The following is a 19,962-nucleotide window of genomic DNA, read 5'->3' on the forward strand; positions in this document are numbered from 1 at the left end:
CAGCGATTTTTTGATGTGGCTATTTTCTGTCGGCTAATTGTTTAACTTGTTGTTCTAGGTTTGCGACACGAATTGTTAAGTCCTCTACTTGCTGTTGTGTGGTTGGGGGAGGAGGCACAGGGGTAGTTGATTTCATTTTTTTAATCATATGAATCATCACGAAAAAGATTGCGAGAAACATACATAACAGAACGATCGTACTAATGACATCGCCAAGGTTGAATTTCATGTTTGCGCTCCTTTCTCTAGTGGGTATCTAGTTATATACTGGATAGCCTTCGAAAAAGTTTCAAGAAAATAGAAAAGAACGAGCCAACAAATGGGGTTTCAGATTATTTGTTGCATGATAATCAAGAGAACAACACAATTCTTCTCCTACTTTGGCGCATAGAATACTTGAACAAATAGCTATTTTCCATGCTTTGAGTAATGGGCCATAGCAGTATGAACATACGTTAGTAGAGAGCTATTTTAACAGCATGACAGGGGTGAGTATGTGCACAAGGCAGGACAAGTAATGCGACAGGCTGTCTACAATATTTATGCTTATCGTTTAGATTATGTACAGGTTTTCGCATTGATTAGAATCTTTCAATTTTTATTGATAATCCCTGTTACCTCTATCGTCTTTAAGCTCACGCTACGAGTAACGGGATTTACACATATTACAGAGCAAAATTGGCAAAGTTTTGTGGCGCATCCCTTTGTCATCATGATGATTTGTCTATTAATGTTACTGTTTTTATTATTTGTCTATTATGAAATGGGCTTATTGTTCTTAATGGCTTTTCATCAGCAAAGAGGAATGCGCTATCGATTTTTTCCTTTATGGCAGCAGTTGAATCGTAAGGTTGTTTATTTTTTTAGTGTCCAAATCTTATTTTTAATCGTCTATCTTGCCCTATTATTGCCACTCGCTTCTTTTATGCTACCACTCACCTTAACCCAATCCATCTCACTTCCACATTTTTTAACCGAAGAAATAATGAGTACTCGAGCAGGTAGACTAGCATATGCTGCAGTGGCAAGCATTTTAGTAATGATCGGTATCCGAAGTATTTTGACCTTACCTATTTTTACAATCCAACCGAACATCTCCATTTTACGCTCATTCAAGCAAAGCTGGCGATTTTCGAAGCGAGGTTTATTTGAATTGTTAGTGTTACTGGCAATGCTTTTAACAGGTCATTTGCTAATGATGCTAGGGATAACGGTCATTAGTACGTTTCCACTTTATATTATAGAACGGTTAATGCCAAGTGCTGCACTCGTTACTGCCGGGTTGACACTCGCTTTTCTAGAAATGGTCTTTGTGGTGCTTTTTAGTTTATTACAGGCCATGTTTTCACAAGTCATGGTTGCCATCACCTATAATACGTCTGTGCTAGGCAAATTTAACGTTGCTTCATATAGGAAGCGACGCTATAAACCATTGCTATTCATTAGTTTCATCGTGTTTATCGTATTAAGTATGATGAACATGAATTCTTTAGAGAAAAGTGTTTATGCGCCTGATACCAAAATTATTGCCCATCGAGGCTATGTAGCAGGCAATGTAGAAAATACGATTAGTGGGTTGGTGAGCGCAGCCAATGCAGGGGCTGATTTGATAGAAATCGATATTCAGCAAACCGTCGATGGTGAATTTGTCGTTTTTCATGATCGAACTTTACGACGATTAGCTGGTAAAAACGGCGTGATAGCGAATATGACCTTGAATGAACTAAAATCGTTAACCATTCATCAAAATGGCTTTAGCGATAAAATTTCCTCGCTAGATGATTGTATCGAAATTGCCAAAGCTTTAGATGTGTCGCTATTAATTGAATTAAAGGTCCATGGCAAAGAAACAGAAGATGTTCTTCCTAAATTGGTAGAAAAGCTTCGAAACTATAAGGTGCTTGATTCCTACTATGTGCAATCTGCGGATGGGCAGAAAATGACGCAATTAAAAAAAATAGTACCCAATCTACGTGTCGGCATTGTCTATGCCCTCAATATCGGACCGATGGAAGAAAATGTTGATTTCATCGCATTAGAGGAATCCTGGGTAACCGAGCAGCTCATCGAGGAGTTAAAGCAGCATCCAACCGATTTATTTGTCTGGACCCTCAATGACGATCGTTCACTACAAACCTTTATCGAGAAAAATGTCAGTGGCGTCATCACCGACCACCCCGACGTCGCCCGCGAGCTAAGAACACAGCAAAGCGAACATCAATACTTCCTCCAACGAGTCCTCAATCGCCTCCGCTTTATCTTTTAAGCGGGGCGAATACCCGCGAAGTGTAGGTGAATCCCTGTGAGCGAAGGTGAATACCCGCGGAAGAGGAGCGAATACTCGCGAAGCAGAGGTGAATACCCGCGGAAGGGAAGCGAATACCCGCGGAAGGGAAGTGGATACCCGCGAAGCAGAGGCGAATACCCGCGGAAGGGAAGTGAATACCCGCGGAACGAAGTGAATCCCTGTGAGCGAAGGCGAATACCCGCGGAGCAGAAGCTAATACCTGTTAGCGAAGGTGAATCCCAGCGGAGCAGAGGCGAATACCTGCGAAGCAGAGGTGAATACCCGCGAAGCAGAAGCGAATACCCACGGAAGGGAAGTGGATACCCGCGAAGCAGAGGCGAATACCTGCGAAGCAGAGGTGAATACCCGCGGAAGGGAAGCGAATACCCGCGGAACGAAGTGAATCCCTGTGAGCGAAGGCGAATAGCCACGGAAGGAATGTGAATCCCTGTAGCGAAGGTGAATACCCGCGGAAGGGAAGCGAATACCCGCGAAGCAGAGGCGAATACCCGCGAAGCAGAGGTGAATACCCCGAAGCAGAGGTGAATACCCGCGGAGCAGAAGTGAATACCCGCGGAAGAGAAGCGAATACCCGCGAAGCAGAGGCGAATACCCGCGAAGCAGAGGTGAATACCCGCGAAAAAGAACCCAAAAACAAGAAGGCATCTCTGAAAATATTAGACTTCATAAAAATTTTGGCCAAATTGTAACCTTTTTCATGGAAACACGACTACTTTTATGAATCGTGATATGAAGGAGATGCTTTTTGTATGAAAATGACGAAAGTCGTACCATTTGCTATGTCAGCATTATTATTAGGGGGCGCGTTTGGAGCTCCAACTGCATCAGCGAGCGAAGTGGAGGCAGTTGTAACGAACACGGACAATTCGGAGCAACAAGTACAGCCGGTCTTTATTAAAGTGACAGGGACAATTGACAAAGTAGAAGTACGTGAAAATGGCACTTACTATACAGTGATTGATGGTGACAATACGAATATTATGATCGCCAATAAGGATTCACTTGTTTTCGATAATACGGGGAAAGAAGTGAAGCTACAAAAGGGGGATAAAGTGTCAGCGTATTCTTATGCGAAAAAGCCTATGCTAGCTATTTATCCGCCGCAATACAACCCGGAAGTAATTATTGTCGAAACAGAAGAAATGGGTAGCGTGGAAGTTGATTTCTTTAACAAAGATTTAGTTGATACTGAAAACAACTTAAAATTAAATGTTGGGGAAGACATGAAACTAGTGAGTGCTTCCGGTAGAGATGTGAAAATGGATGATTTAAAAGAGCAGCATTTAGTAGTATTCTACACGATTGCCACTATGAGCATTCCTGCTCAAACACCACCTTCAAAAGTGATCGTGTTAGACACAATCGAGAAAGAAGAGCCAGTGGAAGTGGACCCAAAGCCAACACCGGAACCAGCACCAAATAAATCAGCTGTTGAAGACATAATCAATAAGGACTTTTATGAAGTAGAAGGAACAAAAATGGTACCTCTACGATTAATTGCAGAAGAACTTGGCTTTAAAGTAGAAGTAACATCAAAAGGTGCCATCATTTCTAAAGGCGCACTATCTTATACAATTACTCGAGGGCAAAAAGAATATGGCTACAATAAAGCGCTTCGCCAATTTAAAGTAGCCCCAGCTCTATTAGAATCAGGCAAAACATATGTACCTGTTGAGTTCGTAGAAGAATTAATGAAATAAGCACATCATCCCCCCTTTGTGGTTTTTACCATGAAGGGGGTTTTTGTGAGTGTATTAGATGTAGTTACACCTCAACATTTTATCTTGTTGAGGTGCTTTTTTATCAAAACTTTCTTTTAATGGAAGTTATTTTTCTGTACAATAAATAAGTTAATATGGAAGCAAAAGGAGAATTCTATGAAACAAGCATTGATCATTATCGATATACAAGAAGCTTTCTTTTTAGAAGGACAACCACATCTTTGGAATAATGAAGTCCTTATCAAACATATCAATACACTGATTACATGGGCACGTCATAACGCTGTACCTATAATTTTTATACAGCACACGGATGCCAATAAAGACGATGATTTCGCCTTCGGTCAGCCAGGATGGGAGCTGTATCATGGACTTTCTAGACAAGCAGAGGATAAAGTGATTCAAAAAACAACGTGGGATGCTTTTTATCAAACTGAGCTCGGCACCTATTTACAGCAACAGTCCATTGAGCAATTGATTTTTGCTGGTGCTCAAACAGAGTTCTGTCTTGATACAACGATCCGCAGTGCATTTAGTCATGGCTATCATCGTAATCTTTTAATAGCGGATGCCCATAGCACTTTAGACGGTTCGGTATTAACAGCACCACAAATCATCCAGCATCATGAATCCATTTGGCATCATCGCTTTGTAGAAATTCAGCCGATTATCGAGTTCCAAAATGTTGATTGATGACAAGGAGTTTCATAGAAAAGAGTTGTCCTATACTATCCGCAGTGCTCGATTTAAAGGATGCACAAGCCTTATCTGAGCTACGCTGGCAATTAGACGGTGAAACAGAAAATTTTGACCGAGAACAAGATGAGGTGTTTATCGATCAGGCTGGCTTTGAGCGGCTCATTAAAGAGGATACAGAAAGTCCCAAAAATCTATGCTTAGTAGCGATCGTTGGTAACCGAATTGTAGGGTTCTCCAGATGTCAGGGCTCTAGTCTAAAGAGACTTGCTCATAAAGTAACATTTGGGGTAGGAGTCAGTAAGGTATTTTGGGGCTATGGCATTGGAAAAGCTGCTTCAAGTATCCTTTGATTGGGCAGATGCCAATGGAATAAAGAAGATGGCACCTGAGGTGTTAGAAACAAATAACAAAGCCATTCAGCTCTATCAACAAGTAGGCTTTTCAGTGGAAGGTATTTTGAAAAATGAGAAGTGTCTTGCAGATGATCAGTACTATCACACGATCATGATGGGAAGATGGCAACTGTAACGAAGAAGGAAACATGTATGACGAATTTTATGTATATTTTTTGTTTAATTGTTTGGGGACTGAATTTTATTGCAGTCAAAATTCAAGGAACGCCAGTCAGTTTAGAATTATCTTTAACGTATCGTTTAGTGATAACAGCACTGTTATTTTTAATGCTTGCTTGGTTCATGAAACCACAGGGTAAGCCACAACAGCAAGATATCCCTTATATCATCGTTTTTGGTGTTTGTAATTTTGCATTTAGTTATTTAGCACTTTACTATGCTACAATGTGGAGCTCAGCTGCAATTGTAACGTTAATATTTTCATTAAAAGTCATCTTAACGCCCATTGCCCTACGGATTTTTCTGAAAGAACCATTACATCGACGTGTTTTAATTGGTGGTATTTTAGGGGTCATGGGTGTTGGGGTTTTAATCTATCCAACTCTACATAGTTTTTCAGGCTTGGCAGATTTAAAAGGTGTCCTGATTGCTTTATTAGGTACGGTACTGACAGCTATTGGGGATGCTAGCTCTGCAAGAAATGCTAAGCAGCATATAAACCCTATTTACGCCAATGCCATTGGTTTCGCTGTTGGAAGTGCCGTGATGTGTGGCATTGTCTGGATGCAGGGACAAACCATCATGATACCAACATCCATCACCTATTTATCGGCTCTACTGTATTTAACCATCATCGCATCCTTTCTGGCCTGGTTATTTTATTTAAAACTGGTGGAAAGAATTGGCGGGGCAAAGAGTGGCTATATGGTTGCTTTATTTCCCGTGATTGGCGGTATTGCCTCTGTGGTCATTGGGGAATCAACGGTTAGTATGTATTTAGTGATTGGCTGTCTCTCTAGCTGTATCGGTGCTGCGATTGCCTTAGGTTTTAAATTAAAACCAATCTTACGATGAACGAAAACCCATCATCTTTCATAAACTAGATAAGAACGTGTGAAAAGGGTGAGGGACAATATGTCATTCGTTCAATCGAGTGCATTAGCAAGAAACAGAGAAAAAGATGAGGACCATTGGGACATTGATCGTTGGGAAAATGATGGTGGAAGAAGTCTAGAGGCATAAGGGAGGCAAAAATTTGTCTCCCTTCAAAAATAATGAAACCTTTTTTTATGTTGGTCGTATGATAAATAGACAAGTTTTATTTAAAAAAGGGAGAAATGATTTTTTGAACTATTGAACAAAACGATTACTATTCATTATTTACTTGATTGTTATTGCGGACGCGTATTACACAACACTCTATATTGAACCAAAAAATCCGCCGCAATACCAAACGATTAAAGCATCAGCCATTACAGTGGACCAACTGCGGTAGCAAGCCTTATAAAAGGAAGCGGACAACCCGTCGCTTGAAGCCCCGTTCCATTCCGCATTTTTTGCTGAAGGTGTTCAATGAACTGGTGAAGCCAGCAAGTGAAGTAGACATTTCATTACATATGCGTCTCTTTTTACGCTATCAACAGCTACGTTGCTGACGCCCTGTACATTTACAGGGTGTTTTTTTATTTAGGAGGATCAAGAAAATGAGCATGGTAACCTATATAGGACTCAATTGACGACTATACAGAAGAAGACGTTAACATTACTTATGTTTTCTCTGAAAGTGAAGATCGCCAAATAGTAAAGAATCAACATTTTACAACACTATTTGTCTATGAACTGCAAACAAAAGGAGATTTCATTTGGGACATGCATAACGATAATAAAATCCATTCCCCTCATAACTTTCCAAAAGGCGATTATTGCGAAATCTATATTTGCTGGAACGGGGAAGAGGCGGAGGATAGTAAGAAAAAATTAGATCTTAAGTTAGAGCAAATTCCTATAGAACAGATTGAAATATATGAGAAGTGTTTGATTACATTGAAAAACTAAGGCCTAATGAAAGTAAAAGATTGTTAGGTAGCTGATTTCTAATGGAGTTTTACATTCATTTCAGAGGTTATTTTTATTCTTGGAGATTCTAATATTTTTATCAAAAATGGTTTTTATGGTAAAATATATAAAATATTTTTGATTATAGGGGTCATATAAATGAAGCAAATAAAATTAGTTTTTACGGGTCTATTGCTTAGTGGCTTATTAATGGGGTGTACGGAAGAAGAAAAGAAAGTTGAGCAAGTAAAAGCAAAAGAAGCTGAAAATGAAGTTGTAACAATTGAGACTAAAACTGAAGTCAACTCCTCAAAGGTTTGGAAGGACGTTTCAAAACCCGATGGATTTAACGATTATGGAATCGAACCAACATTGAAGGCATGGATTGCCTATCATGCCGAAGATATTACTAAAACAACCGATGTGAACGAATATTATTCAAGGGCAAATCGTCTTACTAAGGAATTGTCATATTTTCGAGTACAAGGGGAAGATCTTGAAAAGGATTTTGAAAATTTAAATGTACTTCAAACTTTCATGGGCCATCTTGATTATGTGATATCGGTAGAAGAAGAGCAAGGAATTGACACGGCTGAAGCATATGAAGAATTAAAAGTCAGTTTCAAGTATTTCACTGAATTACTTCAAGACCTCAATAGTATTATAAATGACAATAGCCAAGGTGAAACATTCGGGCTCACACACCAATTAGACGGAAATAGGGTTGACGAACTCGAAAAGTTCCTTTATTCAGAGGCAGTAGAAATTGGAAAGTAAATATTACGAATAAGAATAAACAGTAATCATTGTTTAAAGGAAAGTTAGGCATATTAAAGCTTCTACTATCTGAGTTCACTGGACTCAGATATTTTAATTTTGGAGATTCTAGCCTTGTTATGAATGGCGGTGTCTAAGCAGTAATTCCTCACTATGCGCATTCAAACGTTAATATAAAACAATTAATTAAATTTACCGTAATCTTCCTGTCTATCCTTTATAGGATGGATATTTTTTTCGGTCGTATTTAGCAAATATTATAAAACCATCTAGTACCTATTTTTCTAGTTTAGCTACTTTCATAATAGGAGGGGTTATATAGACAATTGGCTTAAATGCTAGGTAGATGAATACAGATTGATAGAAAAATTTATGATTAAAAGGCGCTAGTCCTTCAATTTCCCAGTCAAGTCGCTTCCTTGAGAATATATTATTACTAGAAAATAAAAAGGAGGTGAATAGATTGGAACAGCATAATCATGCTCATCAACAAAAACAAACAGAAAAATTTTGTGGTTGTGTAGGTCCGATAAAATGTCAAGAACTTGCAAATATTATTGGTGGGGTAGTTATAACTGCAACACCAGTTTGTGTTGTTCAGCGCCTTCGTGACATTAAAGCTACTATTCTTGGACGAACTACTCGATCTCCACTTGCCCTTCCATTCGCTCTTTCGTTTGAAGGAATTGGCGCTAACACACTAAACCTTGGTGAATCGGTGGTGCTTCAAGAGGAAATTAATCCATTTTTAACAGAACTTCGTAAGAGAGGACTTACTGTTACGGCGGTGCACAACCATTGGCTATTCGATAATCCTAGATTAATGTATATGCATTGGGAGAATGTCGGGAATCCAACCCAATTTGCAAAAAATAGTTTCGATGCAGCAGTTGCAGCAGGCTTGTTCAAAAAAGGTAAGTAAAGATAATCATATAACGTGATTTAAATAGGAGCCATCTATTGTTGCAATCGTCTCAGATGGCTAATTCAAAGATGAATCATCATGAAAATGCACAGAACGAGGCACAACTAACAAACTGTGGCTTTTTATTATCCTTCATGATTACTTCCATCCCATTTGTCCCATGATAGGGATAGATGGGGGGTGTTGGTTAATGGATTATGAATATACGGTGAAATTTTACTTTGGCGAAAGTCGAGAAGAGGAATATAAAATCAAGACGAATATTGGACAAGAATCATTTGCCGAAGAAATTACTAATGGGTTCAATGAGAAGTCATGGTATTCATTTACTGAAACGGAACATTATCAGACGATATTACTCAATACGAAAGATGTTTATAAGGTATCGGTAGTGCAAAAAATTGTGGAATTTGATTAAAAAGATATGTTAAGTTTCATCTAATTTAGTGAACCCCAAAGGTTAGAATTTCGATCTAACATTTGGGGTTCTGTGTATTAAAGCAACTTTTATCCAAGGTAGACTGCAATAAGTGCACAAGAAATTTTTGAAGAAGGAAAATACTTGGAACACTATAAATAAGGAATGATAATTGAAGTTTGTATGTTAAATGGAAAAAGACCACTCCATGAGGTGCAGGACCTGATGGGTGGTCTATATTTTTAGAGGGATTTAATTCTACTAATTATTTCTATTTCACATTTGGATAAATCATTGTTGCTGGATCTACATATTCGTCGAATTGTTCTTCTGTTAGTAAACCACTGGCGATGGCTGCTTCTTTTAAGGTTGTGCCTTCTTTGTGAGCTTTTTTCGCTATTTTTGCTGCGTTTTCGTAGCCGATATATGGATTTAATGCCGTTACAAGCATTAAAGAATTTCTTAAATTATGATCGAGCACTTCTTTATTCGGTTCAATCCCTACAGCACAATGGTCGTTAAATGATTGCATTGTATCAGCTAATAGGCGAGTTGATTGTAAGAAGTTATAAATGATTACTGGTTTAAAGACGTTCAGCTCAAAGTTACCTTGGGAAGCGGCGAACGCAATGGTTGCATCATTTCCAACTACTTGAGTGACAACCATTGTCATAGCTTCACTTTGTGTAGGGTTTACTTTACCAGGCATAATCGATGAGCCTGGCTCGTTTTCTGGGATGGTGATTTCACCAATACCAGAACGAGGGCCACTAGCAAGCCAGCGAACGTCATTGGCAATTTTCATTAAATCGGCCGCTAATGCTTTTAGTGCACCGTGTGCGACAACGGCTTCATCATGGCTTGTTAAAGCGTGGAATTTATTCGCTGCTGAAGTGAATTGTTTACCTGTTAGTTCACTTATTTCCGCAGCAACACGATCACCAAATTCAGGGTGAGCGTTAATACCAGTACCTACCGCTGTTCCACCAATAGCAAGTTCCTTCATATAATCAATATTTTGGATAATCATCCGCTCCGATTTTGCCAGCATAGCTGCCCAGCCGCTAATTTCTTGACCTAATGTTAGAGGTGTTGCATCCTGTAAATGTGTACGTCCAATTTTTATAATATCTTTAAATTGAGCTGCTTTATCTTCTAGTGTTGACTTTAATAGTCGTAGACGTGGTAATAAATAATCTTCCACTTTTAACACAGCTGCAATATGCAATGCCGTTGGGAAGGTATCATTCGAGCTTTGTGATTTATTGACATCATCATTCGGATGAATGCGATCAGTCTCACCAGCATCCTGTAATAGTTGGTTCGCGCGGTGAGCAATTACTTCGTTAACGTTCATGTTTGATTGTGTACCACTACCTGTTTGCCATACAACGAGTGGGAATTGATCGTCCCATTGCCCATTTAAAATTTCATCAGCTGCCTGTACAATCACATTCGTCTTAAGATCCGAAAGCTTGCCTAGTTTGTTGTTGGCAATTGCTGCACTTTTCTTTAAGATAGCCATGGCCTGCACAAGCTCAATTGGCATTTGCTCCGTACCAATTTGGAAATTCTCTTTACTGCGCTGTGTTTGCGCACCCCAAATTTTATCAGCAGGTACTTTAATTTCACCCATAGTGTCTTTTTCAATACGGTAATCCATGTCAAAACAGCTCCTTTATTATGTAAATTTCTCCATTTATATAGATAAAAACGGATACTCTTAGTCTGATGTAAGAATATCCGTTTGATACATGCTTATTCAAAAAAGAGGGGGATTCTGAATAAAGCAATTTGGAGAAAGAAATAATCTAGTGATAATGATAATTGTTATCAATTAAAAAGTCAATATTTTTGCTTAAGGAATTTTAAAGGTGAGAATCATTCGCAATCGTATTATTGATATTCCCGATTGTAAAGGAAATAAACCTATTGTGAAGTATTATCTCTTTTTCTTTCCAAGTTCTTTAACAGGTTGCTTTTTAGGAATTTTTTCGAAAATAATCTTCACATGAAAATTGTTATCATCAACCTGAAGCACCTCAACTACCTTTGCCTTGCGCCCTTTAATCCGAATATCCTCTTCCGCAGCAGGGAGTTTGACGAGCAACTGACTTAAAACGGACGTCTTGTTTTCATAAAAATGAGTCACAAACATCACGATTCTCCTTCTAACATTTGATTGTTACTCACTTTATGAACGACGGAGTCGATATAGAACTTTTGTTAAGGTGGTCAAATGAATCACCGCTGGAATAGCGGCCAGGTTGATCATAAGCTGAGGGAATCCGTTTGCAATGGCGGCCACGGAGATCAAAAAGTGAGGGCCGCACCAACAGGAGGTCAAAGTGATCCTAAAGTGGTGGTAACCGCTCGAAAAGGAGGTCAAGGTGATCCTAAAGTGAAGGTAACCGCTCGAACAGGGAGTCGAAGTGATCATAAAGTGGGAGAACCCGCTCAGAAAGGAAGTTGAAGTGATCCTAAAGTGAAAGTAACCGCTCGAACAGGAGGCCAAGGTGATCCTAAAGTGAAGGTAACCGCTCGAACAGGAGGCCAAGGTGATCCTAAAGTGAGAGAACCCGCTCGAAAAGGAGGTTGAAGTGATCCTAAAGTGAAGGCAACCGCTCGAACAGGGAGTCAAAGTGATCCTAAAGTGAGGGAACCAGCTCGAACAGAGCGCCAAGGTGATCCTAAAGTGAAGGTACCCGCTCGAACAGGAGGCCAAGGTGATCCTAAAGTGAAGGTAACCGCTCGAACAGGAGGCCAAGGTGATCATAAAGTGAGAGAACCCGCTCGAACAGTAGGCCAAGGTGATCACAAAGTGAAGGTAACCGCTCGAACAGGAGGCCAAGGTGATCATAAAGTGAAGGAACCCGCTCGAACAGTGGGCCAAGGTGATCGTAAAGTTAGTGAATCGGCTCAAACAGGAGAGCCTGCTGGTCATAAATCGAGAGCCCACGCTCGAAGTCATGTTTCAACTTATCAATTAGCTGAGTTGATTTTTTATTTGGATATTTATGTTAATACTACAATGGTACAATAAAGAAATGAAGGAGGAAGGTGCATGGTGCCTAATATTATCGAACAAGCAAAACGAGGATTAAAAGGTTTTGCTATAGGTGGCTATCATACTAGCGGAAATTATAGCAAGTATCAGGAGGAGTATTATAAATATTTTGGACATCATGATTTCGAAACTAGGAAATATGCGATTGCCGCATTTACTTGTATGTTGGGGACTTGGGAAACGGGTTACTGTCAAGTTTTTCAGCCGGTAAAAGAGTGGGAGGAAAATAAAAAATGGAGTGCGAATCCCTTCGATCAAAAGCGTTATTATCGCTTTAAAGATTATCTTTATGCCCTATTAGAACATCACGAACAGATAGAAAAAGAATTTCCTTATATGTTTAAAGATATTGTTTTATTTTTAACAACCATTGAGCTCAATAAGGGGATCAGCTATGAGGAATGGTTTCCTGAACATAATCCGACTATTTTTCAGCGCTTACGAGAGGAAGTTTTGATTCCCAAACAGCTCCTTCTAGGTAAACGTAGCCATCGAAAATATTTATTAATAGAAATTGGTATTGAACCTTTTTTTGAATCAGATCATTAACGCCTTTATAAATTGCCGGGTAATCAAGTCAAAGAAGGTTAGCCGTAAATTAATTTATATGAAAATCAAAAATATGACATGTTTTTACGTTTTGTAATTGCAACTTTCGACATATTTTTTATTTATTTCTCGGGAAATATCTCTTACGGAATGGTGAAAACGAGCACCTTTGTTACCGCAACTTCTAAGGGGCATCTATAGGAAAAATAGTGACTTTATGACTTGTTTAACTATTCTTACTTCTTTTTTATCTAAGAGGCAGCGTGATGACGTTTCAGCTTTGATATTGTTCGTTATAATAAGAGAAAGGAGGAAATAAGATGTATTTAAAATCATGTAAGGTGTTACAGGATACCATTCCGAATAAACAGATGTATCCTTTTAACATTCCAAGCTTGCAGGATTTACAAGAGCTGGAGTTTCCGACAAATGTAACGTTCTTTGTTGGGGAAAATGGGTCGGGGAAATCAACATTATTGGAGGCGATTGCGGATCGCTGTGATTTTAATACGGCGGGTGGTGGTCGTCAAAATTTATATGAAGTACATAAGGCAGAATCCTCACTGGGGGACTATATTCGTTTGTCGTGGTTGCCGAAGATTTCGAATGGTTTTTTTCTTCGATCGGAAACATTTTATCAATTTGCCAGCCATATTGATTTGTTAGAATACCATCCGAATAAATATGCCGCTTTTGGGGGCAAATCCCTACACCACCAATCCCATGGTGAATCTTTTCTGGCATTATTTATGAATCGGTTTAAGGGGAAAGCGATCTATTTATTGGATGAGCCTGAGGCAGCCTTATCTCCAACAAGACAATTAAGCCTGCTGAAAATTATGAAGGACTTAGAGCATGAGGCACAATTTATCATCGCTACGCACTCACCAATTTTACTGGGCTATCCGAATGCGACGATTTATAGTTTTGATGATGAGGCAATTGAACCGATACGCTATGAAGATACCATTCATTACATTGTTACCAAACGTTTTTTAGATGCACCACAAACCATTTTAAGTGAGTTATTTGATGAGGAGAGGGAATCATGAATCAACGAAAAGGCTTAGTCATGCGAGAAATTCGATTAGACGAAATGGCACAGTCCATTGATTTACTGAATTATGTTTTTCAAATGTCTATGTCCATTCACAAGGATCGCCGTTTTGTAAATGCTAAGAGTAAGCAGTTTAATGAGGGGCATGCCATCGGATGGTTTGATGGGTCCCACTTGGTTTCGCAAATTTTAAGTTTGCCTTTTGAGGTTAATGTACATGGCAAGATTTACGAAATGGGTGGCATCACAGCAGTTGGGACATACCCAGAATACTCAGGTCATGGCTTAATGGAGAGCTTAATTATTGAAAGTTTACAAAGAATGCGTAATGAAGGTCAATGCATATCCTATTTATTTCCATATTCTATCCCGTATTACCGTAAAAAGGGGTGGGAAATTATGAGTGATATTGTGGAATTTCAGGTGAAGGATACGCAGCTTCCTCATTATGCTGGGCTTAACGGGAAAATTCGTCGTGTGGATCCGAAGCATGAGGATGTTGTGGATATCTATGCACGCTATGCCCAGAAAACGCATGGGGTGATGGTGCGCAATAGTATTGCCTGGAATGAGAAGTTTCAGGAGGATTTCTGGGAGGAGAAATTCATTGACAGTGATGTCAATCTTCAGGCAGCTGTCTATTATGATGAAGACGATGAAGCACAAGGCTACATGTTTTATCGTATTATGGAAGAAAACTATTACATTGATGAAATCGTTTATTTGCAGGAAGAGGCTCGTAAAGGCTTATGGAATTTCGTCTCGGCTCATAGTTCGATGGTTTATAATGTCTACGGGAAAACAACGGGAAATGAAGCGGTTGCCTTTTTATTAGAGGACAGTGAAATTATTCAAAAGGTCTCTCCTTATTTCATGGCGAGAATTGTCGATGTCAAAGAGTTTTTGTTGCGTTATCCATTTGTCGGTCATGATTTTGAGCTTCAGCTTGCGGTCACTGATCGCATTGTGGCTTGGAATAATGGAACATACATCATTAAAATGGCGGATGGTAAGGTTTCTGTCCAAAAAGTGAGTGAGACTTTGAATGATAGTGCTGTTCATTTAACAGTGCAAACGTTGGCTACTATGCTGTTAGGCTATAAACGTCCACGTTATTTAGAGAAAATCGAACGTTTACAAGGACGTCCCGAGGAAATTGACCTACTAGAGGCCGTATTACCCGTTGGTATTCCGACATTTATTGATTATTTTTAAGCCGTATCATGTGTAGAGGAGGAGCCATAACGTGGATTGTTATGGCTGCCAGGCCTCTTTCAACAGTTCAACACCAAGCTTGATTTCTTCCATCGTTAACTTACTAAAACCTAATTGCAGCATCGGTGTCTCCTTTGCTTGTTGATGAAAAAACGGACTGGTTGGGTATACTTTAACACCGCAGGATTCTGCTTGTTCGATGAGCTGTTGCTCCGAAAGTGCAGACTTTATTTTCACCAAAACATAGAGCCCTGATTGCTCGCCTATTATCGTGACTTGCTCACCCAATTGTTGTTGTAGCTCCTGAACAAGGCGCTGCATTTTTTGTTTGTAGGTCAGGCGCATCCTTTTAATATGGCGTGTCCATTCCCCTTGTGCCATAAAATGTGCCATTGTGCGTTGATGGAGGGACGAAGCATTTTGTTCAAAATGAGCAAAGCGTTCTTTAAATGGCTGAACAAGCATATTCGGTAGCACCATATAGCTTAATCGAACTCCTGGCAGAAACGATTTGGAGAAAGTGCCTAAATAAATTACCCGAGAAGGGTCGATCGATGCCAGTGCAGGAAATGGCTGTTGCGCATAACGAAATTCACCATCATAATCGTCCTCTAGAATAAAGCCATCGACTTGTTGGGCCCACTGTATTAGAGTCTGTCGCTGTTGAATATTCATAGAAACACCGTACGGGAAATGATGTGACGGGGTGACATAGAGTAGACGGGATGGACTGTCAGCTAATAGGTTGAGCTGTGCACCAGACTCTGTTACCGGCAATGCCTCTATATGAAAATTATGTAATTGGAAAGCCTCTCGTGCCCCGTTGTAGCCTGGGTCCTCCAGAAGGATACTTGGGAAATGGTCTTTTAATAAAAAGCCAAGATGCAGGAGCATTTGCTGCGTGCTACTGCCAATAATGATATTTTCAATCGTTGTCGAAACGCCCCTTGCTTGTAGGAGGTATTGAACAAGCTGCTCCTTTAACAATGAATCTCCAAACAATTCCCCATATTGATAGCATGATGAATCCAATAATACTTGATTGGCTATTTGGCGCCATGTTTTCAAAGGAAAATGTTGCTGATCAACAGCTCCTGCTCGAAAATCTACAACGATGGAGGGGAGATGGTATTTGGTCTGCGAAATAATCGGGTCTATCTGCTCCTGTAAGAAAACCTGCTCCAACGCATTCACAAAATAGCCCTTCCGCCCCTCGCCGCGAATATAGCCTTCTGCCACAAGCTGTTCATATGCAGTTAGCGTGGTATTACGACTAACGTGTAAAGTTTCTGCTAGTTTACGAATGGATGGTAGAGAGTCGTTTGTTTTCAGTGCCCCTTGTGTAATAAGTGCTTTAATTTGCTGATAAACCTGCTTATACTTTGCCTCATTCTCTGTTAATAAAAAGATAAAGTCGTCCAATTGTGCACCGCCTTGACATGTTGAAATTTTAGAAACTGTTTCTTTTGAAATGTCAGATTTTTTATTACTATCATACAAGAACGTCAATGAAAAAGAAATGGGGAATAGAAGCATGAAAATTAGTATCGTAACAAAATCAACAATAGGGGAAGTTGTACCATTATTTAATGCCTATCGAGAATTTTATGGCCAGCCATCTGATATAACGAAGGCCGAGCAATTTATTCAAGAACGTGTGGAAAATGGGGAGTCCATTATTTTTCTCGCGTACCAGGAGCAGGAGCCAGTAGGGTTTGCGCAATTATTCCCTATTTTTTCATCTGTAGCTATGAAAAGAGCATTTATACTAAATGATTTATTTGTGGCGCAACATGCCAGGAAGCAAGGCGTCGCTCAAGCTTTAATGGAACAATGCTCCGCCTATTGCCAACAGGAAGCTGCCCGATACATGATGCTCGAAACAGCGAAAGATAATGTCAATGCCCAGAAGCTCTATGAAAAACTAGGTATGACGATTGATGAAAGTGTTTATTATTACAGTATTTACTGGTGATATAGGGGTTGTTCAATTAGAGTGGGGTATTCCTTATAAATGTTGGGGAAGTATTCAAAAAATGCGAGGACTCCGCTCCAAAGTGAGAGAGAAGTGATCAAAGAAGCGAGGAGTCCGCTCATAAATGAGTCGGAAGTGATCAGAGAAGCGAAGGGTCCGCTCATAAATGAGTCGGAAGTGATCATAAAAGCGAGGAACCCGCTCATAAATGAGTCGGAAGTGATCAAAGAAGCGAAGGGTCCGCTCATAAATGAGTCGGAAGTGATCCAAAATGGGAGGCTACCGATCCAAAGTGAGTCGGAAGTGATCAAAGAAGCGAGGAGTCCGCTCATAAATGAATCGGAAGTGATCAAAATGGGAGGCTACCGCTCCAAAGTGAGTCGGAAGTGATCAAAGAGGCGGGGAGTCCGCTCATAAATTGATTCAGAAGTGATCATAAAAGCGAGGAACCCGCTCATAAGGAGTCGGAAGTGATCATAAAAGCGGGGAGTCCGCTCATAAATGAGTCGGAAGTGATCAAAGAAGCGAGGAGTCCGCTCATAAATGAGTCGGAAGTGATCATAAAAGCGAGGAACCCGCTCATAAGGAGTCGGAAGTGATCATAAAAGCGGGGAGTCCGCTCCAAAGTGAGTCGGAAGTGATCAAAGAAGCGAGGAACCCGCTCATAAGTGAGTCGGAAGTGATCATAAAAGCGGGGAGTCCGCTCATAAGTGAGTCGGAAGTGATCATAAAAGCGGGGAGTCCGCTCCGAAGAGAGAGAAGTGACCATAGAAGTGAGGTACCCGCTCCGAAGAGAGAGAAGTGATCATAAAAGTAAGGCCACCGCTCACAAACCTAGCAAAGCGACCCATCCAACACAATTCAAAGGAAATCCCTCCACAATAAAGTTACTTCGGCATCCCAAAAAAGGACCCGCTATAAAAGCGGGTTCTTTTGTTTAGGCTTGGCTCATCCATCCTGCGAAAAGGCCGGAGGAGAAAAAGCGGGTAATATGTGTGAATCCGGCTTCTTGTAGTAGTTGCTCGATTTCTTGAGCGGAAATGAAGGAAATATTCATGATGATTTTGCCCATACTTTCTACCTTTTCTTTTTTGTAACCTGCCTCTAAAAAGAAGCTTTGCCATATTTTGATGCGATCTTGTAGTTCTTCACTTTCACGTTCACCGTAGGCACAGGCGAGGACAAAGGGTTTTCCTGGTTTTAATCGGGTGTGTATGTTTTTTAGTAGGTTCAGTTTTTCCTGTCGATCTTCTATAAAATGAAGGACGAGGATACAACTGGCCGCATCGAATTTCGACGTATTGGATGGCAGGTTGTCAATGGTTCCTTGTAATAATTGGACACGGTCTTCGAGTCCGAGTTGTGCGGCTTTATGTTGCGCGATTTGAAGCATTTCCTCAGCTGGATCAATCCCTGTAAATGTCCAATGAGGGTTTGTAGGTCCCCAAGCTGAAAGCTCATTGCCACCGCCAGCTCCTATGACAAGCAGGGATGCTTCTTGTTCACCTAGCTGAGCACGGAAGTAGGCTTGTGTCACGGCAAATAATGTGTCATAGGCAGGTACCGAAATACGAGTGCTTTGCTCATAGGTTTGTGCCTTCTCCAATAAATGTGTCGATAATTTATTCATCGTTATGGCCTCCAATGTTTATTGTATATATTATAGATCTTTATTATCCGTAATTGAGTATAACTGAAAATGAGCAAAAGAACAAAAGGGAAGGCTTCTTTAATGAATAACTTTATGAGTAATATTAGATTGAAAATAATGGGATTTTATCCTATCCTTGTAGTAGACAGGGGGAGAAATCATATGATTTTCGAAAACTTGATTAGTGCAATTCTACAAGTGATGTTGTTTTCCATTATTCCATTTATTTGGTGGTTTTGCACAGCGAAAAAGAAACAGTCCTTTCTTACGTGGCTAGGATTGCGAAAGCCTATTATTGAGAATAAGAGAAGGTACGCCATGTTCTTTGTCCTATCCATTGTTGTGTTACTAGTGCCTAACTCTGCGCTCGTCTATTTTTATATTGATAGCTCTTTGCTAGCGCCCAATCAATTTGCTGGACTTGGATTTGCAGCGGTCATACCAGCACTTTTATACGCCGTAATTCAAACTGCTCTGTCAGAGGAGCTATTGTTCCGTGGCTTTTTATTAAAAAGGCTAGCTAATTCGTTTGGTTTTCATGCTGGGAATATAGTTCAAAGCATCGTTTTTGGTAGTGTTCATGGGGCTATGCTTTGGTCGGTGCTTCCTGTCCATATTATTCTGCTAGTAGTAGGATGTACAGGACTCGCGGGCTATGTGATGGGGTTGATGAATGAACGGCTAGCTGGAGGCTCCATCGTAGCTAGCTGGACGATTCATGCTATTGGGAATCTATTAGCGGCAGGCTTCTTTATGTTCCTATTTTGACTTATTTGCATTTCTTGGCTGTCACTTGCATAATAGGCAGAGAAGAAAATGTCGTGAAGGGACGTGCAAATATGACAGAGTGGCCGAAGGGTGTTGCAAAACCAGCAATTCGTGCCTTACAAGCAGCAGGCTATACAGAATGGCAGCAGCTAGATAAAGTCGACCTTTCAACGTTAGCTCATTTACATGGGATGGGGCCGAAAGCATTAGCTGCGATTGAGGCGGCACTAAAGGAAAGTAGGGGATCGCGTGAATAAGCTAACGTTATTTTTGTTGGCAATGGTGGTCTATTATGTAGTCGTTGTATTCCTTATTAGCAAGCTGTTTATTATTCCTATCATGAAAGTGATGGCTCTTATCTTTTTTGTGGGGGCTGGCTTTATTTTTTCTCGGAAAATGCGCAAGAAATTACAGTAGGAGGTCT

Annotated in this window: 23 protein-coding genes and 1 pseudogene; 19 read left to right on the forward strand and 5 right to left on the reverse strand. The window is 40.2% G+C overall.

Going from position 1 to position 19,962, the window contains the following annotated elements; translation table 11 throughout:
• Window positions 1-19: 19 nt before the first annotated feature.
• Entirely contained in the window at window positions 20-229 is a 210-nt protein-coding gene (locus OU989_RS08730) for a hypothetical protein (protein WP_274796756.1), read from the reverse strand.
• Window positions 230-496: 267 nt separating this feature from the next.
• Between OU989_RS08730 and OU989_RS08735 the strand changes: the two genes are divergently transcribed.
• From OU989_RS08735 to OU989_RS08775, 9 genes and pseudogenes are all read left to right on the forward strand, one after another.
• On the forward strand, window positions 497-2,266 hold the full coding sequence (locus tag OU989_RS08735; protein ID WP_274796757.1) for a glycerophosphodiester phosphodiesterase: 1,770 nt from the start codon (window positions 497-499) through the stop codon (window positions 2,264-2,266).
• Between the two features lie 791 nt (window positions 2,267-3,057).
• Window positions 3,058-4,008 carry a stalk domain-containing protein gene (locus OU989_RS08740; protein WP_274796758.1) on the forward strand — a complete coding sequence of 317 codons (951 nt, stop codon included), beginning with the start codon at window positions 3,058-3,060 and terminating at the stop codon, window positions 4,006-4,008.
• 177 nt (window positions 4,009-4,185) lie between these two features.
• Entirely contained in the window at window positions 4,186-4,722 is a 537-nt protein-coding gene (locus OU989_RS08745) for a cysteine hydrolase family protein (RefSeq protein ID WP_274796759.1), read from the forward strand.
• Window positions 4,712-5,256: pseudogene (locus OU989_RS08750) on the forward strand (N-acetyltransferase family protein). The gene OU989_RS08745 and the pseudogene OU989_RS08750 overlap by 11 nt, the downstream one beginning before the upstream one ends.
• Window positions 5,257-5,273: 17 nt before the next feature.
• Complete coding sequence (locus tag OU989_RS08755) at window positions 5,274-6,155, forward strand: DMT family transporter (protein ID WP_274796760.1); 882 nt, start codon at window positions 5,274-5,276, stop codon at window positions 6,153-6,155.
• A gap of 1,140 nt (window positions 6,156-7,295) precedes the next feature.
• Window positions 7,296-7,913 carry a hypothetical protein gene (locus OU989_RS08760; RefSeq protein ID WP_274796761.1) on the forward strand — a complete coding sequence of 206 codons (618 nt, stop codon included), beginning with the start codon at window positions 7,296-7,298 and terminating at the stop codon, window positions 7,911-7,913.
• Window positions 7,914-8,442: 529 nt separating this feature from the next.
• Window positions 8,443-8,835, forward strand: coding sequence for a DUF1259 domain-containing protein (locus tag OU989_RS08765; RefSeq protein ID WP_274797301.1), 393 nt, complete (start codon window positions 8,443-8,445; stop codon window positions 8,833-8,835).
• 38 nt (window positions 8,836-8,873) lie between these two features.
• Window positions 8,874-9,002 carry a hypothetical protein gene (locus OU989_RS08770; protein WP_274796762.1) on the forward strand — a complete coding sequence of 43 codons (129 nt, stop codon included), beginning with the start codon at window positions 8,874-8,876 and terminating at the stop codon, window positions 9,000-9,002.
• Window positions 9,003-9,028: 26 nt separating this feature from the next.
• Complete coding sequence (locus OU989_RS08775) at window positions 9,029-9,256, forward strand: hypothetical protein (protein WP_274796763.1); 228 nt, start codon at window positions 9,029-9,031, stop codon at window positions 9,254-9,256.
• Window positions 9,257-9,527: 271 nt separating this feature from the next.
• On the opposite strand, the gene fumC is transcribed toward OU989_RS08775, so the two are convergent.
• Window positions 9,528-10,919 (reverse strand): class II fumarate hydratase, encoded by a 1,392-nt coding sequence (gene fumC, locus OU989_RS08780; RefSeq protein WP_274796764.1) that lies wholly within the window; start codon window positions 10,917-10,919, stop codon window positions 9,528-9,530.
• Window positions 10,920-11,198: 279 nt separating this feature from the next.
• A complete protein-coding gene (locus OU989_RS08785; RefSeq protein ID WP_274796765.1) occupies window positions 11,199-11,414 on the reverse strand; it encodes a hypothetical protein in 216 nt (71 codons plus the stop codon).
• A gap of 453 nt (window positions 11,415-11,867) precedes the next feature.
• On the opposite strand from OU989_RS08785, the gene OU989_RS08790 reads away from it, so the two are divergent.
• From OU989_RS08790 to OU989_RS08805, 4 genes are all read left to right on the forward strand, one after another.
• Window positions 11,868-12,299 carry a hypothetical protein gene (locus OU989_RS08790; RefSeq protein ID WP_274796766.1) on the forward strand — a complete coding sequence of 144 codons (432 nt, stop codon included), beginning with the start codon at window positions 11,868-11,870 and terminating at the stop codon, window positions 12,297-12,299.
• A gap of 21 nt (window positions 12,300-12,320) precedes the next feature.
• A complete protein-coding gene (locus tag OU989_RS08795; protein ID WP_274796767.1) occupies window positions 12,321-12,872 on the forward strand; it encodes a hypothetical protein in 552 nt (183 codons plus the stop codon).
• A 320-nt stretch (window positions 12,873-13,192) separates the two neighbouring features.
• Window positions 13,193-13,924 (forward strand): AAA family ATPase, encoded by a 732-nt coding sequence (locus OU989_RS08800; RefSeq protein ID WP_274796768.1) that lies wholly within the window; start codon window positions 13,193-13,195, stop codon window positions 13,922-13,924.
• The gene (locus OU989_RS08805) at window positions 13,921-15,144 is read left to right on the forward strand and encodes a GNAT family N-acetyltransferase (protein ID WP_274796769.1); all 1,224 of its coding nucleotides are present in this window, start codon (window positions 13,921-13,923) and stop codon (window positions 15,142-15,144) included. Before OU989_RS08800 ends, OU989_RS08805 begins: the two co-directional genes overlap by 4 nt.
• 39 nt (window positions 15,145-15,183) lie before the next feature.
• Here the strand turns inward: OU989_RS08805 and pdxR are convergent, their stop codons facing one another.
• On the reverse strand, window positions 15,184-16,566 hold the full coding sequence (gene pdxR / locus OU989_RS08810) for a MocR-like pyridoxine biosynthesis transcription factor PdxR (protein WP_274796770.1): 1,383 nt from the start codon (window positions 16,564-16,566) through the stop codon (window positions 15,184-15,186).
• A 112-nt stretch (window positions 16,567-16,678) separates the two neighbouring features.
• Here pdxR and OU989_RS08815 point away from each other — a divergent pair, with 112 nt between their 5' ends.
• The 3 genes from OU989_RS08815 to OU989_RS08825 all read left to right on the forward strand — a co-directional run bounded on the left by OU989_RS08815 (window position 16,679) and on the right by OU989_RS08825 (window position 17,924).
• Window positions 16,679-17,119: a GNAT family N-acetyltransferase gene (locus OU989_RS08815; RefSeq protein WP_274796771.1), complete on the forward strand. Its 441-nt coding sequence runs from the start codon at window positions 16,679-16,681 to the stop codon at window positions 17,117-17,119.
• Window positions 17,120-17,212: 93 nt separating this feature from the next.
• Window positions 17,213-17,509: a hypothetical protein gene (locus OU989_RS08820; RefSeq protein WP_274796772.1), complete on the forward strand. Its 297-nt coding sequence runs from the start codon at window positions 17,213-17,215 to the stop codon at window positions 17,507-17,509.
• 205 nt (window positions 17,510-17,714) lie between these two features.
• Complete coding sequence (locus OU989_RS08825) at window positions 17,715-17,924, forward strand: hypothetical protein (protein WP_274796773.1); 210 nt, start codon at window positions 17,715-17,717, stop codon at window positions 17,922-17,924.
• A 132-nt stretch (window positions 17,925-18,056) separates the two neighbouring features.
• Here the strand turns inward: OU989_RS08825 and OU989_RS08830 are convergent, their stop codons facing one another.
• A complete protein-coding gene (locus tag OU989_RS08830) occupies window positions 18,057-18,749 on the reverse strand; it encodes a class I SAM-dependent methyltransferase (protein WP_274796774.1) in 693 nt (230 codons plus the stop codon).
• 183 nt (window positions 18,750-18,932) lie between these two features.
• On the opposite strand from OU989_RS08830, the gene OU989_RS08835 reads away from it, so the two are divergent.
• The 3 genes from OU989_RS08835 (at window position 18,933) to OU989_RS08845 (ending at window position 19,955) form a co-directional block, all read left to right on the forward strand.
• Window positions 18,933-19,538, forward strand: coding sequence for a CPBP family intramembrane glutamic endopeptidase (locus OU989_RS08835; RefSeq protein ID WP_274796775.1), 606 nt, complete (start codon window positions 18,933-18,935; stop codon window positions 19,536-19,538).
• A 71-nt stretch (window positions 19,539-19,609) separates the two neighbouring features.
• A complete protein-coding gene (locus tag OU989_RS08840; RefSeq protein WP_274796776.1) occupies window positions 19,610-19,795 on the forward strand; it encodes a helix-hairpin-helix domain-containing protein in 186 nt (61 codons plus the stop codon).
• The gene (locus OU989_RS08845) at window positions 19,788-19,955 is read left to right on the forward strand and encodes a hypothetical protein (RefSeq protein WP_274796777.1); all 168 of its coding nucleotides are present in this window, start codon (window positions 19,788-19,790) and stop codon (window positions 19,953-19,955) included. Before OU989_RS08840 ends, OU989_RS08845 begins: the two co-directional genes overlap by 8 nt.
• Window positions 19,956-19,962: the final 7 nt, after the last annotated feature.

Source organism: Lysinibacillus irui (assembly GCF_028877475.1).
Lineage (GTDB): Bacteria > Bacillota > Bacilli > Bacillales_A > Planococcaceae > Lysinibacillus > Lysinibacillus irui.

Coding starts and splice junctions, on each gene's coding strand:
- fumC (WP_274796764.1), bottom strand. CDS start 10,919: ATGGATTACCGTATTGAAAAAGACACTATGGGTGAAATTAAAGTACCT.
- OU989_RS08755 (WP_274796760.1), top strand. CDS start 5,274: ATGACGAATTTTATGTATATTTTTTGTTTAATTGTTTGGGGACTGAAT.
- OU989_RS08745 (WP_274796759.1), top strand. CDS start 4,186: ATGAAACAAGCATTGATCATTATCGATATACAAGAAGCTTTCTTTTTA.
- OU989_RS08785 (WP_274796765.1), bottom strand. CDS start 11,414: ATGTTTGTGACTCATTTTTATGAAAACAAGACGTCCGTTTTAAGTCAG.
- OU989_RS08730 (WP_274796756.1), bottom strand. CDS start 229: ATGAAATTCAACCTTGGCGATGTCATTAGTACGATCGTTCTGTTATGT.
- OU989_RS08775 (WP_274796763.1), top strand. CDS start 9,029: ATGGATTATGAATATACGGTGAAATTTTACTTTGGCGAAAGTCGAGAA.
- OU989_RS08830 (WP_274796774.1), bottom strand. CDS start 18,749: ATGAATAAATTATCGACACATTTATTGGAGAAGGCACAAACCTATGAG.
- OU989_RS08740 (WP_274796758.1), top strand. CDS start 3,058: ATGAAAATGACGAAAGTCGTACCATTTGCTATGTCAGCATTATTATTA.
- OU989_RS08760 (WP_274796761.1), top strand. CDS start 7,296: ATGAAGCAAATAAAATTAGTTTTTACGGGTCTATTGCTTAGTGGCTTA.
- OU989_RS08795 (WP_274796767.1), top strand. CDS start 12,321: ATGGTGCCTAATATTATCGAACAAGCAAAACGAGGATTAAAAGGTTTT.
- OU989_RS08815 (WP_274796771.1), top strand. CDS start 16,679: ATGAAAATTAGTATCGTAACAAAATCAACAATAGGGGAAGTTGTACCA.
- OU989_RS08805 (WP_274796769.1), top strand. CDS start 13,921: ATGAATCAACGAAAAGGCTTAGTCATGCGAGAAATTCGATTAGACGAA.
- OU989_RS08835 (WP_274796775.1), top strand. CDS start 18,933: ATGATTTTCGAAAACTTGATTAGTGCAATTCTACAAGTGATGTTGTTT.
- OU989_RS08800 (WP_274796768.1), top strand. CDS start 13,193: ATGTATTTAAAATCATGTAAGGTGTTACAGGATACCATTCCGAATAAA.
- OU989_RS08840 (WP_274796776.1), top strand. CDS start 19,610: ATGACAGAGTGGCCGAAGGGTGTTGCAAAACCAGCAATTCGTGCCTTA.